The sequence below is a fragment of the Streptomyces sp. NBC_00299 genome (genome assembly GCF_036173045.1).
Taxonomy (GTDB): Bacteria; Actinomycetota; Actinomycetes; order Streptomycetales; family Streptomycetaceae; genus Streptomyces; species Streptomyces machairae.
In genome coordinates, this window is sequence record NZ_CP108039.1 from 7,842,737 (window position 1) to 7,858,589 (window position 15,853).

General features: G+C 70.4%; 15 protein-coding genes. 12 read left to right on the forward strand and 3 right to left on the reverse strand.

What is annotated here, in order from left to right:
* Positions 1-84: 84 nt before the first annotated feature.
* On the reverse strand, positions 85-2,262 hold the full coding sequence (locus OHT51_RS35060) for an MMPL family transporter (protein WP_328882912.1): 2,178 nt from the start codon (positions 2,260-2,262) through the stop codon (positions 85-87).
* Between the two features lie 134 nt (positions 2,263-2,396).
* On the opposite strand from OHT51_RS35060, the gene rpe reads away from it, so the two are divergent.
* The 7 genes from rpe (at position 2,397) to OHT51_RS35095 (ending at position 8,923) form a co-directional block, all read left to right on the forward strand.
* Positions 2,397-3,083 carry a ribulose-phosphate 3-epimerase gene (rpe, locus tag OHT51_RS35065; RefSeq protein WP_328882913.1) on the forward strand — a complete coding sequence of 229 codons (687 nt, stop codon included), beginning with the start codon at positions 2,397-2,399 and terminating at the stop codon, positions 3,081-3,083.
* A 78-nt stretch (positions 3,084-3,161) separates the two neighbouring features.
* Positions 3,162-4,205 (forward strand): sugar-binding transcriptional regulator, encoded by a 1,044-nt coding sequence (locus OHT51_RS35070; RefSeq protein ID WP_328882914.1) that lies wholly within the window; start codon positions 3,162-3,164, stop codon positions 4,203-4,205.
* An 85-nt stretch (positions 4,206-4,290) separates the two neighbouring features.
* Positions 4,291-4,605 (forward strand): barstar family protein, encoded by a 315-nt coding sequence (locus OHT51_RS35075; protein ID WP_328882915.1) that lies wholly within the window; start codon positions 4,291-4,293, stop codon positions 4,603-4,605.
* Between the two features lie 131 nt (positions 4,606-4,736).
* Positions 4,737-6,179 carry a GuaB1 family IMP dehydrogenase-related protein gene (locus tag OHT51_RS35080; RefSeq protein ID WP_328882916.1) on the forward strand — a complete coding sequence of 481 codons (1,443 nt, stop codon included), beginning with the start codon at positions 4,737-4,739 and terminating at the stop codon, positions 6,177-6,179.
* A gap of 88 nt (positions 6,180-6,267) precedes the next feature.
* The gene (locus tag OHT51_RS35085; RefSeq protein WP_328882917.1) at positions 6,268-6,753 is read left to right on the forward strand and encodes a GNAT family N-acetyltransferase; all 486 of its coding nucleotides are present in this window, start codon (positions 6,268-6,270) and stop codon (positions 6,751-6,753) included.
* A 234-nt stretch (positions 6,754-6,987) separates the two neighbouring features.
* Entirely contained in the window at positions 6,988-8,460 is a 1,473-nt protein-coding gene (locus OHT51_RS35090; protein WP_328882918.1) for an amino acid permease, read from the forward strand.
* A gap of 10 nt (positions 8,461-8,470) precedes the next feature.
* Positions 8,471-8,923 carry an Lrp/AsnC family transcriptional regulator gene (locus OHT51_RS35095; RefSeq protein ID WP_155054451.1) on the forward strand — a complete coding sequence of 151 codons (453 nt, stop codon included), beginning with the start codon at positions 8,471-8,473 and terminating at the stop codon, positions 8,921-8,923.
* A gap of 51 nt (positions 8,924-8,974) precedes the next feature.
* On the opposite strand, the gene OHT51_RS35100 is transcribed toward OHT51_RS35095, so the two are convergent.
* Together OHT51_RS35100 and OHT51_RS35105 are read right to left on the reverse strand one after the other, a co-directional pair.
* Entirely contained in the window at positions 8,975-9,337 is a 363-nt protein-coding gene (locus tag OHT51_RS35100; RefSeq protein WP_328882919.1) for a hypothetical protein, read from the reverse strand.
* 75 nt (positions 9,338-9,412) lie between these two features.
* The gene (locus OHT51_RS35105; protein WP_328882920.1) at positions 9,413-10,153 is read right to left on the reverse strand and encodes a GntR family transcriptional regulator; all 741 of its coding nucleotides are present in this window, start codon (positions 10,151-10,153) and stop codon (positions 9,413-9,415) included.
* Positions 10,154-10,379: 226 nt separating this feature from the next.
* On the opposite strand from OHT51_RS35105, the gene OHT51_RS35110 reads away from it, so the two are divergent.
* The 5 genes from OHT51_RS35110 to OHT51_RS35130 are packed head-to-tail and all read left to right on the forward strand — an operon-like array spanning position 10,380 to position 15,850.
* On the forward strand, positions 10,380-11,537 hold the full coding sequence (locus OHT51_RS35110) for an ABC transporter substrate-binding protein (protein WP_328882921.1): 1,158 nt from the start codon (positions 10,380-10,382) through the stop codon (positions 11,535-11,537).
* Positions 11,534-12,433, forward strand: coding sequence for an ABC transporter permease (locus OHT51_RS35115; RefSeq protein WP_328882922.1), 900 nt, complete (start codon positions 11,534-11,536; stop codon positions 12,431-12,433). The genes OHT51_RS35110 and OHT51_RS35115 overlap by 4 nt, the downstream gene beginning before the upstream one ends.
* Complete coding sequence (locus tag OHT51_RS35120; RefSeq protein ID WP_328882923.1) at positions 12,421-13,233, forward strand: ABC transporter permease; 813 nt, start codon at positions 12,421-12,423, stop codon at positions 13,231-13,233. Before OHT51_RS35115 ends, OHT51_RS35120 begins: the two co-directional genes overlap by 13 nt.
* Before the next feature lie 3 nt (positions 13,234-13,236).
* Positions 13,237-14,319, forward strand: coding sequence for an ABC transporter ATP-binding protein (locus OHT51_RS35125; protein WP_328882924.1), 1,083 nt, complete (start codon positions 13,237-13,239; stop codon positions 14,317-14,319).
* Between the two features lie 46 nt (positions 14,320-14,365).
* Positions 14,366-15,850: an HAD-IA family hydrolase gene (locus tag OHT51_RS35130; protein WP_328882925.1), complete on the forward strand. Its 1,485-nt coding sequence runs from the start codon at positions 14,366-14,368 to the stop codon at positions 15,848-15,850.
* The last annotated feature ends 3 nt before the right edge of the window (positions 15,851-15,853 follow it).

Consider the following 15,853-nt stretch of genomic DNA (forward strand, 5'->3'; position numbering starts at 1 on the left):
GGACCGGACGGGCTGAAATGCCCGGGACCGGACGGGCTGAAATGCCCGGGACCGGCGTGGAGAGGCGCCGCTGTACGCACCCCCTCAGCCGCCCCTCCCCGTCACGCCCTCCTCCGGCTCCCGAACCGCCGGAGTTCCCCCGTCCTCCCGGGACAGGCGGTTTGGCCACCAGACCTTCGGGCCCACGTCCAGGAACAGGGACGTCACCAGGACCGAGCGGACGATGAGGGTGTCCAGGAGTACGCCCAGGGCCACTGCGAAGCCGATTTCGGCGAAGGCGACCATGGGGAGGGTGCCGAGGGCGGCGAAGGTGCCGGCGAGGACCAGGCCTGCCGAGGTGATGACCGCGCCTGTGGCGGCGAGGCCGGTGATCACGCCGGGGCGGGTGCCCTGGTGGGCTGCCTCCTCGCGGATGCGGGTGGTGAGGAAGATGTTGTAGTCGATGCCGAGCGCCACCAGGAAGACGAAGACGAACAGCGGGAAGTCGGTCGACTCCCCGGCGTAGTCGAAGATGTGGCGGAAGGCGAGCGCGCTGATGCCCAGGGCTGCCGCGAAGGAAAGGATCACCGTGCCGATCAGCAGCAGCGGGGCGATCAGGGCGCGCAGCAGGGCGCAGAGGATCAGGAGCACGACCAGCAGGACCAGCGGGATGATCAGGATGTTGTCGTGCGTCGTCGCCTCGTCCATGTCCAGGAGGGCCGCCGTGCCGCCGCCCACCTGGGCATCGGCGTCCGGCACCGCGTGGACGGCGTCGCGGACCCGTTCCACGGTCTGTTTTGCGGCCTCGCTGTCGGCGGGAGCGGTCATCGTCGCCTCGAAGAGGGCCTTGCCTTCGAACGTCGGTTTTGTGCCTGGTGGCAGGCCCAGCGAGGTGGGTACGACGCCCTGTGTCTCCGCAACCGCGCGGCCGACCTCCACGGCCTGGGCCTGGTTGCTGACGATGACCAGCGGGTCGCCGCTGCCGGCCGGGAAGTAGCGCGCGGAGACCTCCTGGCCGGTGATCGAGTCCGGCTTGTCGGTGAACGCGTCGGCGTTGCTCAGCCCCTCCGCGCGCAACTGGATCAGGCCGAGGGAGCAGACCGCGAGAGCGATCGCCGTGACGACCCAGACCATGCGCGGGCGATGGGAGATACGGCGGCCCATGCGGGCCCAGATGCCTGTCCTGTCCGGGTTCTCGGTCCCCAGGTGCGGGATCACCGGCCAGAAGATCCAGCGGCCGAAGATGACCAGGAGCGCCGGGAACAGGGACATCATCGCGAGCAGGGCCACCGCCACGCCGATCGCGGCCACCGGGCCGAGGCCTCTCGTGGAGTTCATCTCCGCCGCCAGCAGCACCAGCATGCTCAGCACGACGGTCGCGCCGGACGCGATCACCGCCGGGCCGGCGCGGTGCAGGGCAAGGGCCATCGCCTCGTGGCGGTCCTCGTGACGGCGCAGTTCCTCTCTGTAGCGGGCGACGAGCAGGAGCGCGTAGTCCGTGCCCGCGCCGAACACCAGGACCGTGAGGATGCCCGCGCTCTGGCCGTTGACGGTCAGGCCCGCGTGTTCCGCCAGGAGATAGATCAGGGCCTGCGCGGTGAACAGGGCGACGATCACGGCGATGAGGGGGACCACCAGCAGGGTGGGACTGCGGTAGGTGAGCAGGAGCATGACGATGACGACCACCATCGCCGAGAACAGCAGCGTGGAGTCGATGCCCTCGAAGGCCTCGGAGAAGTCCGCGGACGTGCCGCCCGGGCCCGTGATGTGCACGGTCAGCCCGCCGCCGCCCTCGCCGACGACGTCCTTGATGGAGTCCACGGCGGGTGCGATGCGTTCCCAGCCCTGCTCGTCCATCGTGATCGGGACCTGGACCTGGGCCGCGCGCGGGTCCAGCTCGCGGTCGAAGACCGGGCCCCGGGTCTCGGCGCCGCGGATGCCGTGATCGGTGAGCTGCTTGAGCTGCGCCACGTCCTCGGTGATCGCCGCGCGGTCCTGTGCCGTCAGGCCGCCGTCGCGGGCGTAGATGACGACCGCGGGGATCTGCTCAGGCCTGAAGTCCTCGGAGATCTCAAGGACTTGGGTGGATTCGGCGGACCCCGGAAGCCAGGAGGCGGCGTCGTTGTCCTGCGCGTCGGTCAGCTTCTGCGCGAACGGTGCCGTCAGGAACAGTGCCGCCAGCCACAGAATGAGCACCACCCACTTGGCGCGCCGCCCGCACACCAGATGGGCGACGCCCCGCTGTCCCGAAGGGGACTGCCCCTTCTCCTGGGTCTGAGTCATGGCCACCCCCGCAGCTCTCCGTGGAGCCGGTCGGCCGCCCAGCATGGCACGCACGAACCGGACACAACATCCGATGAACGTCTTAGGTCTGTACTGGCGCGAACATTCGTGCTCCGGCATGGCAGTCTTGGGTCATGGCCGCGCAGATCAACCCCAGCATCCTGTCCGCCGACTTCGCCCGCCTCGCGGACGAGGCCAAGGCGGTCGAGGGAGCCGACTTCCTCCACGTCGACGTCATGGACAACCATTTCGTCCCGAACCTCACGCTCGGCGTGCCGGTCGTAGAGTCCCTGGCCCGTGCGACGGACACTCCGCTGGACTGCCATCTGATGATCGAGGCCCCCGATCGGTGGGCGCCCCAGTACGTCGAAGCAGGGGCCTCCTCCGTCACCTTTCATGTCGAGGCCGCCGCGGCTCCGGTACGGCTTGCCCGGGAGATCCGGGCCAAGGGCGCCCGTGCCTCCATGGCGCTCAAGCCCGCGACGCCCATCGAGCCGTACGAGGATCTGCTCCCCGAACTCGACATGCTGCTGATCATGACGGTCGAGCCGGGCTTCGGTGGTCAGGCGTTTCTCGACATCATGCTTCCGAAGATTCGCCGCACCCGCGAGTTGATCAGCAAGCACGGCCTCGACCTGTGGCTCCAGGTCGACGGCGGTGTCTCGGCCTCGACGATCGAGCGGTGCGCGGAGGCGGGCGCGGACGTCTTCGTCGCCGGTTCGGCGGTGTACGGGGCCGACGACCCGGCCGCGGCGGTCCGTGCGCTGCGCGCGCAGGCGGAGGCGGTGACGAAGTCGGCGGCCTGGGCATGCGACCACTGAGCCAAGGGAACGTGAACGGCGCCCATCAGGGCGGATCAAGAGCGCCGGATCTGCAAGGATGAACGGCGAATCCAGAGTGTGAACAGCAGTGAGGAGATCGCCGTGTCGGGTATGTCGGCGGGCCGGTCAGCCATGCGGATGGGACCCGCTGAGCTGGTGCAGGCGGCGGCCATGGCCCGCCGCTTCTACCTCGAGGGCAAATCCAAGATCCAGATCGCCGAGGAGTTCGGCGTCAGCCGCTTCAAGGTGGCCCGGGTCCTGGAGACCGCTCTCGAACGGGATCTGGTGCGCATCGAAATCCGCGTGCCGGCCGAGCTGGACGCCGATCGCTCGGACGCGCTGCGCGCCCGGTACGGCCTCAGGCACGCCGTCGTGGTCGAGTCCCCGGCCGAGGCCGAGGAGTCGCCCGACCCCGAGAACCTGGGAGAGGTGGCCGCCGACCTGCTCGGCGAGCTGGTGAACGAGGGGGATGTGCTGGGCCTGGCCTGGGGCCGGTCCACCATCCACATGGCCGCGGCCCTGGACCGGCTGCCGCCGTGCACGGTGGTGCAGTTGACCGGCGTGTACGACGCCGGGACCGCCGAGCGCGGTTCGGTCGAGGCGGTGCGCCGTGCCGCCCAGGTGTCCGGCGGCGACGCCCACCCCATCTACGCGCCGATGCTGCTGCCGGACGCGGCCACCGCGGCGGCGCTGCGGCACCAGACCGGGATCGCCCGGGCCTTCGAGTACTTCGACAAGGTCACGGTCGCCTGCGTCTCCATCGGCTCCTGGGAGCCCGGCATCTCGACGGTGCACGACATGCTCAGCGACGAGGAGCGGGCCCACTACGCCTCGCTCGGCGTCGCCGCCGAGATGTCCGCGCACCTCTTCGACGCCGAGGGGCGCCGGGTCGGACGGGACCTGGGGGAGCGGTGCATCACGGTCAAGGCCGACCAGCTCCGCCGTATCCCGGAGGTCGTCGCGATCGCGGGCGGGCAGCGCAAGGGACCGGCGATCGACGCGGTGCTGCGCTCCGGTCTCGTCACCAGCCTGGTGACGGACACGTCGGCGGCGGACTACCTGTTGACGGCGGGTCCGTCGCCGAAGCCGACACTCAACAGGACCGATCCGGACGGACACTGACGGTATGTCAGGAAGGGGGCGGCCCCATGGTCGCCCCCTTCGTTCATCTGCTTCATCCGATCACTACGACCTTGGCGGTACTGAGATGACGGAGCTCGTGGTCCCGCTGGACCTCGACGGGATCACGGACAAGGCCGGCCTGATGGACCGCTGCGCCCGTGCCCTGGACCTGCCCGACTGGTTCGGCCGCAACTGGGACGCGCTCGCCGACTCCCTCTCCGACCGCACCGTCTGGCCGGAGGGCGCCGTGGAGCAGGGGCTGCTGGTCGTCGTACGGAACTGGCGGGCGTACGCGAAGGCGCGGCCCAACGAGTGGGAGACCGCCCAGGACGTGTTTTCCGAGGCGGTGGACCGGACACAGGCGCTCACAGTCGTGCTCGCTCTTGGAGGATCCTCCTAGGGGGTGTCTGACCTGCTTGGATGATGTGACCGTGCACCGCATTCCGGTCAGCATGGGACAATGAAGTACGTGCTCTTCCCCCTGGCTGACCTGTCCGGGGGCCACCTCTGATCGACTGGGATGTGCAGCACGTGCGTTTCCTCAATGACATCCAGCCCGCGTACGACCTGACGTACGACGACGTCTTCATGGTCCCGAGCCGCAGCGCGGTGGGCTCGCGGCAGGGCGTGGACCTCAGCTCCCCGGACGGCACGGGCACCACCATCCCGCTGGTCGTCGCCAACATGACCGCCATCGCCGGCCGCCGGATGGCCGAGACGATGGCCCGGCGCGGCGGCCTGGTGGTCATCCCGCAGGACATCCCGATCGAGGTCGTCACCGAGGTCGTCTCCTGGGTGAAGAGCCGGCACCACGTCCTCGACACCCCGATCGTGCTGGCCCCGCACCAGACCGTCGCCGACGCGCTGGCCCTGCTGCCCAAGCGCGCGCACAACGCCGGTGTGGTCGTCGACGACGACTTCAAGCCGATCGGCGTGGTCACCGACTCCGACCTGTCCGGCGTGGACCGCTTCACGCAGCTCGAAGTGGTCATGTCCCGGGACCTGCTGCTCCTGGACGCGGACCTCGACCCGCGCGAGGCCTTCAACACCCTCGACCACCACAACCGGCGCTACGCCCCCGCCGTCGACAAGGACGGCCGTCTCGCGGGCATCCTCACGCGCAAGGGCGCCTTGCGCGCCACCCTGTACTCGCCGGCCGTCGACGCCAACGGCAAGCTGCGCATAGCGGCCGCCGTCGGCATCAACGGCGACGTGGCGGGCAAGGCCAAGCAGCTGCTCGACGCGGGCGTCGACACGCTCGTCATCGACACGGCGCACGGCCACCAGGAGTCGATGATCGCCGCGATCCGGACCGTGCGGGCGCTCGACCCGCAGGTGCCGATCGTGGCCGGCAACATCGTGGCCGCCGAGGGTGTGCGGGACCTGATCGAGGCCGGCGCGGACATCATCAAGGTCGGTGTCGGCCCCGGCGCCATGTGCACGACCCGCATGATGACCGGCGTCGGCCGGCCGCAGTTCTCCGCGGTCCTGGAGTGCGCCGCCGAGGCGAAGAAGTACGGCAAGCACGTCTGGGCCGACGGTGGCGTCCGGCACCCGCGTGACGTCGCCATGGCGCTGGCCGCCGGTGCGTCCAACGTGATGGTCGGGTCCTGGTTCGCGGGTACCTTCGAGTCGCCGGGCGACCTCCAGCAGGACGCGAACGGCCGCCTCTACAAGGAGTCGTTCGGCATGGCCTCCGCGCGTGCCGTGGCCAACCGTACGTCCGACGAGTCGTCGTACGACCGGGCCCGCAAGGCGCTGTTCGAGGAGGGCATCTCCACCTCGCGGATGTTCCTCGACCCGGCCCGGCCGGGCGTGGAGGACCTCATCGACTCGATCATCGCGGGCGTGCGGTCCTCCTGCACCTACGCCGGCGCGGGCTCCCTGGAGGAGTTCGCCGAGAAGGCGGTCGTCGGCATCCAGAGCGCGGCGGGATACGCGGAGGGCAAGCCGCTGCACGCCAGCTGGAGCTGACCCCAACTCGCTTGCCCGTGGCCCCCGTTGTCCCGTTCGCCGGGAAAATCGGGGGCCGTTCGGCGTGCGCGCGTTCTACTGTCGCGGCATGGAGATCACCGTCTGTACGGCCGGCGACGTCGCCCTGCTCGACCGGCACCTGGGCTCGCCAGGTCGCACCTCGTTCCACGCCCGGCGATTCGCTCGGCAGGAGGCTGGGGCGTGCACGTATCTCGTGGCCTGGCTGGAGGGGCGGCCGGTGGGCCACGCCGAGATGCGGTGGAGCGGCTGTGACGCGCCCGAGGTGACGACCGCCTGCCCCGAGATCGGTGGGCTCGGCGTCCGCGAGGAGCTCCGCTCGCGCGGCATCGGCACCGCGCTGATCCGCGCTGCCGAGGGCCTTGCCCGGGAACGCGGCCTGCCGGTGGCCGGTATCGGTGTCGGCCTGGACAACCCGCGCGCGGCCGCCCTGTACGGCCGGCTCGGCTATCGGCCCCTGGTCGACTACCTCGACCGCTACTCGTACGAGGACGTCGACGGCGCCCTGCGCGAGTGCGTCGACCCCTGCGCTTTCCTGATCAAGAAACTGCGCTGATCGGACCGCTGCGCAACGGTCGAAAGCCGCCGCGCAACGAACACTCACCCTGCCCCGAGGAACGCAATGATCTTGCGGGCATGCGCAAGGTTGCTGCATTTCACCAGCAACGCCGATCCTCGTAGGCTGTCGCCTCGTACGTGGCGTGGCAGGGACCCCGCTCGGTGGGTCCCTGCTCGAAGGGGTGCCGCCGGTCCCTGCCGCCCTGACCGGCAGCGATAAGGAGCCCAGCGCGTGCTCGATCAAGGCGCACCCCCGCAGAACCCAAGCCAGACCGCCGCCCCCGCGTCCCTCGGAGTCGGCGCGCGCCTCATGCGTCGCAAGCCCGTGGAACACCTGGTCGCGGAGGGTGGCCAGGGTGAGGGAGGGTCCCTGCGGCGCTCTCTCGGCATGTGGCAGCTGACCATGATCAGCATCGGTGCCACCCTCGGCACCGGCATTTTCGTCGTCCTCGGCGACGCCGTCCCGGAGGCCGGTCCCGCGGTCACCCTGGCCTTCGTGATCGCCGGTCTCACGGCGCTGTTCTCGGCCCTGTCGTACGCCGAGCTGGCCGGCAGCATCCCGGTCGCGGGCTCCTCGTACTCGTATGCGTACGCAACGATGGGCGAGCTGGTCGCGTGGGTCTGCGGCTGGTGCCTGGTGTTGGAGTACGGCGTGTCGGTGGCCGCCGTCGCCGTCGGCTGGGGCGAGTACCTCAACGAGCTGCTTGACGGGACGATAGGCGTCACCATCCCGTCCGTGCTGTCCTCGGCGCCCGGTGAGGGTGGGATCATCAACCTGCCCGCCCTGATCGTCGTGCTGCTGGCGATGATCTTCCTGCTCGGTGGCGTCCGGGAGTCCGCCCGGGCCAACACGATCATGGTCGCCGTCAAGATCGCCGCGCTGGTGCTGTTCTGCGCGGTCGGCTTCATGGGCTTCAAGTCCGGCAACTACGAGGACTTCATGCCGCTCGGCATGGCGGGCGTGAGCGCGGCGGGTGCGACGCTGTTCTTCTCGTACATCGGCTTTGACGCCGCCTCCACCGCGGGCGAGGAGGCGAAGGACCCCAAGCGGGACCTGCCGCGGGCGATCATGCTGTCGCTGATCATCGTGACCGCGCTGTACGTGCTCGTCGCGGGTGTCGCCGTCGGTGCCTGGAACTGGACCAAGTTCGAGGGCTCCGAGGCCTCCCTCGCCGCGATCATGAACGACGTCAGCGGGCAGACCTTCTGGGGCACCCTGCTCGCCCTCGGTGCGGTCATCTCCATCGCGAGCGTCGTCCTCACCGTGCTCTACGGCCAGACCCGCATCCTCTTCGCGATGTCCCGCGACGGCCTGGTCCCGAAGGCGCTCGGCAAGGTCCACAAGAAGACCGGCGCGCCCCGTCTCAACACGATCATCGTGTCCCTCTTCTGCGGTGCGCTCGCGGCCCTCATCCCGCTGGGCAAGCTCGTCGACGCGACCAGCATCGGCACGCTGTTCGCCTTCGCGCTGGTCAACATCGCGGTGATCATCCTGCGGTACCGGCGGCCGGAGCTCGAGCGCACGTTCAGGGTGCCGTTCGGGCCGGTGCTGCCGGTGCTGGGCTTCCTGTTCTGCGCGTACAACATGTTCAGCCTGGACACCGTGACCTGGGTGGTCTTCGGGTTCTGGATGGCGGCCGGTCTCGTGTTCTACTTCGTGTACGGCTATCGCCGTTCCCGTCTTGCGACACCAGAAGTGAAGTGAACCACCAGCAGTGCTGAACGATCTCGACGAACGCATCGTGCACGCCCTCGCCGAGGATGCCCGCCGCTCCTACGCGGACATCGGGCAACTGGTCGGCCTGTCCGCGCCCGCCGTGAAACGGCGCGTGGACCGGCTGCGCGCCACCGGAGCGATCACCGGATTCACCGTACGGGTGGATCCGGCGGCGCTCGGCTGGGAGACCGAGGGGTTCGTCGAGATCTACTGCCGGCACAACACCTCGCCGGAGACGATCCGGCGGGGGCTTGAGCGGTACCAGGAGGTCGTGGCGGCGTCCACGGTGACCGGTGACGCGGATGCGGTCGTGCAGGTCTTCGCCTCCGACATGCGGCACTTCGAGCGGGTCCTCGAGCGGATCGCGGGGGAGCCGTTCGTGGAGCGGACCAAGTCTGTGCTGGTGCTGTCGCCGTTGTTGCGGCGGTTTTCTTCCGGGTCGCCCACGTAGTTTTCCGGGTGCGGGTGGGTGGGGGCTTGTCGTGCCAGTTCCCCGCGCCCCTTAGGCGGCGTTCTCGCGGACCTTCGTCAGCATGTGCCGTACGACCAGTGCGTGGGCGCCGGTGCCTATGACGAGGCGTCGGTAGACGGCACCCGCCGGGCCGGGGAAGCTGGCCCGTGTCTCGGCCCGCAGGTGTGTGTGGCCCTGCTCCGTCTCGTCCAAGTGGAAGATCAGCGCGTACCTCGAGAAGGGGTGATGGCCGACCAGGGCCAACTCCCGGCCCGGGGTCGACACCGCCACCCGGAATCCTCGGGCGCCGTCCATCCGGGCGGTCAGGTCGCGCCAGACGGCGTCGGCGTTCGCCTCGACGGTCGTCGTGTGCTCGTCCACGAACGGCAGGGCGGGGATCTCGGTGGCGTCCATGGGGGAAGTCTCGCCCGGTCGCCCAGCACGGGGCCTCCTCCAGCAGGTGGAGGCGGGTAGCCGTTCGGGGGAGGGTCAATCGGCCGTCTTGCGGGCCAGGGCGTTGTTGTCGATCGAGTTGTGCACGCTGAAGCTCACCGCGTCCGAGCGGTAGCGGTCGTCCGACCACTCCACCGGGCGACCCTCGCGGGTCGTCGTCACGCGGCGGACCCGGAGCAAGGGGCTCGTGCGGCGGATGCCCAGCAACTCGGCGTCCTGGGCGCCCGCTGACACCGCGTCGATGACGTGCTCGCCGTAGGCGAAGACCAACCCCGTGTCGTCGTACAGGCGTTGGGTGACGGAAGGGCAGTCGGGCTCTATGGCCTCGACGGCCGGGGCGATCCAGTCGGCGTAGACCGTGCGCTCCAGCAGGACCGGCTCGCCGTCCAGGCCGCGCATCCGCAGGACATGCAACACCGGGGTTCCGGGGCTCAGTTGGAGGCGTACGGCGTCCTCCTTCGTCGCGGGCCGGTGTTCCTGCGCGACCACGTGGCCGGTCGCCTCCCGCCCCATCGCGTGCGCCCACTGGGCGAAGCTGCGCAGTTCGGCGAAGCTCTGGCTGCGGCGGCTGGCCAGGACCACCCGTCGGGCGCCCTGGCGTGAGCCGATGAGGCCCTCGGCGGTCAGTGCCGCGACGGCCTGCCGGACCGTCCCGCGCGAGACGCCGTACTGGGCCGCGAGATCCGTCTCGGCGGGCAGCAGCGAGCCGACCGTGTACTCCTCGCGGTCGATCGCCCGACGCAGTTCGTCTGCGATCTCCTCGTGTCGCGCCGTCATGCTTCCCCTCTGAGTCCGTTGCTGTGCACAGCGTGACCAGCCTAATCGAGACCGTCCGGCGCTCCGTGTCAGTGGAGAGTGTGCACGAATTCAGGGCAGAGGCTTTCGCCAGTGTTCATGAACGTGTCACCATCGGCGGGCCTACTGGGGCCAACTTGTTCAGACAAGTTCGAGACCTTTCCTGGACAAGATCCTCCTGCACCCTCGCGCGTCCCCTGGAGAACCCGTGTCCGTTTCCCTGCCGAGAAACGCCGCTCTCGGCGGTGCGCTCGCCGTCGTCGCCGTGCTCGCCCTGAGCGCCTGTGGCGCCGCCCCCGACAACGCGTCCACCTCCGCCGACGGCAAGAGCGCCGCCACCGCCACCTCCGCCGCAGACCTGGGCGGGATGGACAAGCTGGTCGAGGCGGCCAAGAAGGAGGGCACGCTGCACGCCATGGCGCTGCCCCGCGACTGGGCCAACTACGGCGCCCTCATCGACGGCTTCGAGAAGAAGTACGGCATCAAGGTCGAGGTCGAGAACCCCGACGGCTCCAGCCAGGACGAGATCAACGCCGTGACGTCGCGCAAGGGGCAGGACCGCGCCCCTGACGTGCTCGACCTCGGCAGCTCCTTCGCGATCAGCGCCGCCCAGCAGGGGTTGCTCGCGCCGTACAAGGTGGAGGCCTTCGCCGACATCCCCGAGGGCCAGAAGGACGCGCAGGCCCGCTGGTTCAACGACTACGGCGGCTACATCTCCATCGGGTGCGACGCCAAGCGCGTCAAGGAGTGCCCGAAGACCTTCGCCGACCTGCTGAAGCCGCAGTACAAGGGCCAGGTCGCCCTCAACGGCAACCCCACCAAGTCCGGCTCGGCCTTCGGCGGCGTGTACGCGGCGGCGCTCGCGAACGGCGGCTCCTTCGACGACATCCAGCCCGGCCTGGACTTCTTCGCCAAGCTGAAGAAGAACGGCAACTACACGCCCGTCGAGTCGACCCCGGCCACCGTCGAGAAGGGCGAGACGCCCATCAGCATCGACTGGGACTACCTCAACGCCGGATACGCCGAGGAGTTCAAGTCCAAGGGCGTCGACTGGCAGGTGTCGGTGCCGAGCGACGGCCAGTTCTCGCAGTACTACTCCCAGGCGATCAACAAGGACGCCCCGCACCCCGCGACCGCCCGCCTGTGGCAGGAGTACCTCTACAGCGCCGAGGGCCAGAACCTGTGGCTCAAGGGCTATGCCCGGCCGGCCCTGATGACGGCCATGGACAAGGCCGGCACCCTCGACAAGGCGGCCGCGGCCAAGCTGCCCGAGGTCTCCGGCACGCCCTCCTTCCCGACCGAGGAGCAGCAGAACAAGGCCAAGACGGTCCTCGGCCAGGGCTGGGCGAAGGCCGTCTCCGGATGACGACCACCCTCACCCGGGTCGACACGGCGCCTGCCGCTGCGCGCAAGCGGCGGCGCCGTGCCCTGGGCGGCTCGCTCGCCGTCGCCCCGCTGCTCGTTTTCACCGCGCTCGCCTTCGGACTGCCCGCCCTGGCCATGCTGGACGGCGCCTTCACCGTCAAGGACCCGGCCACCGGCGCGACTTCGTACAGCGCCGACAACCTGACCGCCTCGCTCCAGGGCGCGTACCTCACGGCACTGCTCGGCAGCGTCAAGCTGTCCGCCGTCTCCGCCGCGCTCGGCGCCCTCCTCGGGCTGCCGCTCGCCCAGGCCGTGGTGACCTCCCGTTTCCGCGCCCTGCGTGAGGCCGTGCTCACCGCGTCCGGGGTACTCGCCAACTTCGGTGGCGTCCCGCTGGCCTTCGCCTTCGTCGCCACGCTCGGCAACGCCGGTGTGCTGACCCGCCACCTGGGCCTCACGGACAAGGGCTGGGACCTCTACAGCTTCTGGGGCCTGGTCCTCGTCTACCTGTACTTCCTGATCCCGCTGATGGTCCTCACCATCACCCCGGCCCTGGACGGCCTGCGCTCCCAGTGGCGCGAGGCGGCGCAGAACAACGGCGCCACGGCCGTGCAGTACTGGCGCCATGTGGCCCTGCCGGTCCTGCTGCCCACGCTCCTCGGCGGGTTCGTCCTGCTCTTCGGCAGCGCCTTCGCCGCCTACGCCACCGCCGCCGCGATGGTGGGCAGTTCCGTCCCGCTGGTCACCCTCCAGATCGCCGACGCCCTCTCCGGCAACGTGCTGGTCGGCCAGGAGAACGTGGCGCTGGCCCTCAGCCTCGACATGGTTCTGGTCGCCGGCCTGGTCATGGCCGTGTACCTGCCCCTGCAACGACGGAGCGCGCGATGGCTCGCCTGAACCTGTGGCGGTGGGGCGTGCTCGGCCTCGCCGGCCTGTACTTCCTGGTGCCGCTCGCCGCGTCGGTGATCTTCACGGTCGACGTGCCCGGGCAGGGCCTCACCTTCGACGCCTACGGCCAGATCTTCTCCACCGACGGCTTCACCTCCAGCCTGCTGCTCTCCCTGGAGCTGGCCCTCGCCACCATCGCCGTCGTCCTGCTGCTGATGGTGCCCGCGATGGTCGCGCTGCGGCTCGGCGCGCCCCGGCTGCGGTCCGTCGTCGAGATCGTGTGCTCGCTGCCGCTGGTCGTGCCGCCCATCGCGTTCGTCGCCGGGATCGGGACGGTGCTGAAGTGGGGGCCCGAGCACCTGTCGCGGACGCCGCTGTTCCAGACGTTCGTCGCGATCCAGAACCCCGACTTCCCGTTCGTGCTCGTCCTCGCCTACGTCGTGATGGCGCTGCCGTTCGTGTACCGGGCACTGGACGCCGGGCTGCGTGCCATCGACGTGCCCACCCTCGTGGAGGCCGCCCGCAGCTGCGGAGCGAGCTGGCCGCAGGCGCTGGTGCAGGCCGTCCTGCCCAACCTGCGCGGCGCCCTGCTCAACGCCTCCTTCCTCACCCTCGCCCTGGTGCTCGGCGAGTTCACCGTGGCGCAGCTGCTCGGCTTCCAGCCCTTCGCGGTGTGGATCGTGAACGTCAGCGGCTCGCAGGCCCAGCTGTCCGTCGCCGTGTCCGTGCTCAGCCTGCTCGTGACCTGGGTGCTGCTCCTTGTGCTCGCCGGCTTCGGCGGCCGTACCCGTCCTACCTCCCGGGGATGAACCATGACCGTGCTTGAAAAGACAGCGCCCGAAAAGGCAGTGGCGCAGGCCGCCACCGTCGAATTCCGGGGACTGCGCCGGGAGTTCGGAACCACCGTCGCCCTCGACGGACTCGACCTGACCGTGCGACCGGGTGAACTCCTCGCTCTGCTCGGCCCGTCCGGCTGCGGCAAGACCACCGCGCTGCGCATGCTCGCCGGGTTCGAGCACCCCGACTCCGGCCAGGTGCTGGTGGACGGCGAGGACGTCACCGGTATCCCCGCGCATCGCCGGGACGCCGGGATGGTCTTCCAGTCGTACAGCCTCTTCCCGCATCTGAGCGCCCTCGACAACGTGGCGTTCGGGCTGCGCATGCGCAAGGTGCGCACCGCCGAACGGCGTGCCCGCGCCGCCGAGTTGCTGGAGCTGGTCGGCCTCGCCGACAAGGGCGAGAGCTACCCGCACCAGCTCTCCGGTGGCCAGCAGCAGCGCATCGCCCTGGCCAGGGCCCTCGCCCTGCGCCCGCGCGTCCTGCTGCTCGACGAGCCGCTGTCGGCGCTCGACGCCAAGGTGCGGCTGACGCTGCGCGAGGAGATCCGGCGGCTCCAGCGGGAGCTGGGCATCACCACCCTGTTCGTCACCCACGACCAGGAGGAGGCCCTGTCGATGGCCGACCGGGTCGCGGTCATGCGCTCCGGACGGCTCGAACAGTGCGCCGCTCCGGCCGAGTTGTACGGCCGCCCCGCCACGGCCTTCGTCGCCGAGTTCGTCGGCACGATGAGCCGCATTCCGGGCCGGCTCGTCGAGGACGGCGTCGAGGTGCTGGGCCGGCGGCTGCCGGTCGACGGCGACGCACCCTCGGTGTCCGACGTCGACGTGCTGGTGCGGCCCGAAGCGGTGACGGTGCGCGCCGACGACGCGGCCGACGCACGCGTGGTCGCCACGGCGTTCCTCGGCGCCACCACCCGGCTGACCGTACGGCTCGCCGACGGCACCGAGGTCAAGGCCGACCTGCCCGCGCACGAGACGGCCGCGCTCGGCGCCGGCACCGCGGTCAGCGTGTCGCTGCCGGAGCGGCCGGTGCTGGTGGCCGAACGTAGCCGCTGACTTCCGTACTACCTGCTGATCCCCCCCACGCATGAAAGAGACAACCGTGACCCGACTCCCGCTCCAGGCCGTCTTGTTCGACATGGACGGCACGCTCGTCGACACCGAGCGGCTGTGGTGGGAGGCGGTGGAGCAGGTGGCCGGCCGGGCCCTGACCGAGGCGGACGAGCCTCAGGTGCTCGGCCGGGCCGTCGAACACACCGCCGACTGGCTGTCCGGTGTCACCGGCACCCCGGCGGACACGCTCGCCGAGGTGCTGCACCGGGAGTTCGCGGATCGCGTCCGCGCCGGCATCGTGCCCCGACCGGGCGCGCTCGACCTGCTCGACGCGCTCGCCCGCGAGGGCGTACTGACGGCTCTGGTGACCGCGTCCCCGAGAGCTGTCGCCGAAACCGTCCTCGAAGCCCTCGGCGCCGACCGCTTCGCCGTCTCCGTCACCGCTGACGACACCGACCGCACCAAGCCCGCCCCCGACCCCTACCTCGCCGCCTGCCGCCTCCTCGACGTCGACCCGGCGGCCTGCGTGGCCGTCGAGGACACCGAGACGGGCGTCGCCTCCGCCGAGGCCGCGGGCTGCACGGTGCTCGCGGTGCCCTCGCTCGCCCCGATCGACGCGGGGCCAGGCCGGACCGTCCTGGACGGCCTGACGGGCGTCACCCCGCAGCGGCTGCGCGCCCTGCTGCCGTACCGGCTCCGCGTCATGAGCTGGAACCTCTGGTACGGCGGCACCAAGGTCCACGACCACCGTGCCAAGCAGCTCAAGGTCATCGCCGAGACCGACGTGGACGTGGTCGGGCTCCAGGAGACGTACGGCACCGCCGCCGAAGAACTCGCCGAGGCACTCGGCTGGTACCACCACCGCGCCGGGGAGAACCTCGGGATCATCAGCCGGTACCCCGTCACGGCCCCCCTCGGCGACCCCGACGTCGGGTTCTACGGGGCCGCCGGGGTTCGTGTCCGCGTAGGAGGCGAGGAGGTCGACGTCTGGACGGCCCACCTGGACTACACGCCGTACGGGCCGTACGAGTCCGCGTTCGACGGGCTGCCGGCCGCCGACCTGATCGCCCACGAGGAGGTCCGGCTCGACCAGATGCGGGAGACCCTGCGCCGGATCGAGGAGACGGCCGACCCCGCCGCGCCCGTCGTCCTCGTCGGCGACTTCAACAGCCCCTCCCACCTGGACCGGCCGGACGTGGAATGGCCGGTGACCAAGGCGGCCGAGGAGGCGGGGCTGCGGGACTCCTACCGCGAGGCCCACCCCGACCCGAGGGCCCACCCCGGCCACACCTGGTCGCCGATCCACCCCGTGCACGAGGACGGCAGCGGGCGCCCGGAGCCGCAGGACCGGATCGACTTCGTCCTCCACCGTGGCCTGCGCGTGCTCGACTCCGAGACCTGCGTCAGCGGCCACCCGCGCCCCTGGCCGGACGTCGAGCACAACGAGTGGCCGTCCGACCACGCAGCCGTCATCACCACCTTCGCGCTGCCCGCCGCCCACTACGAGGGAGCCACAAACTCCCTGCACGAGTGAGCC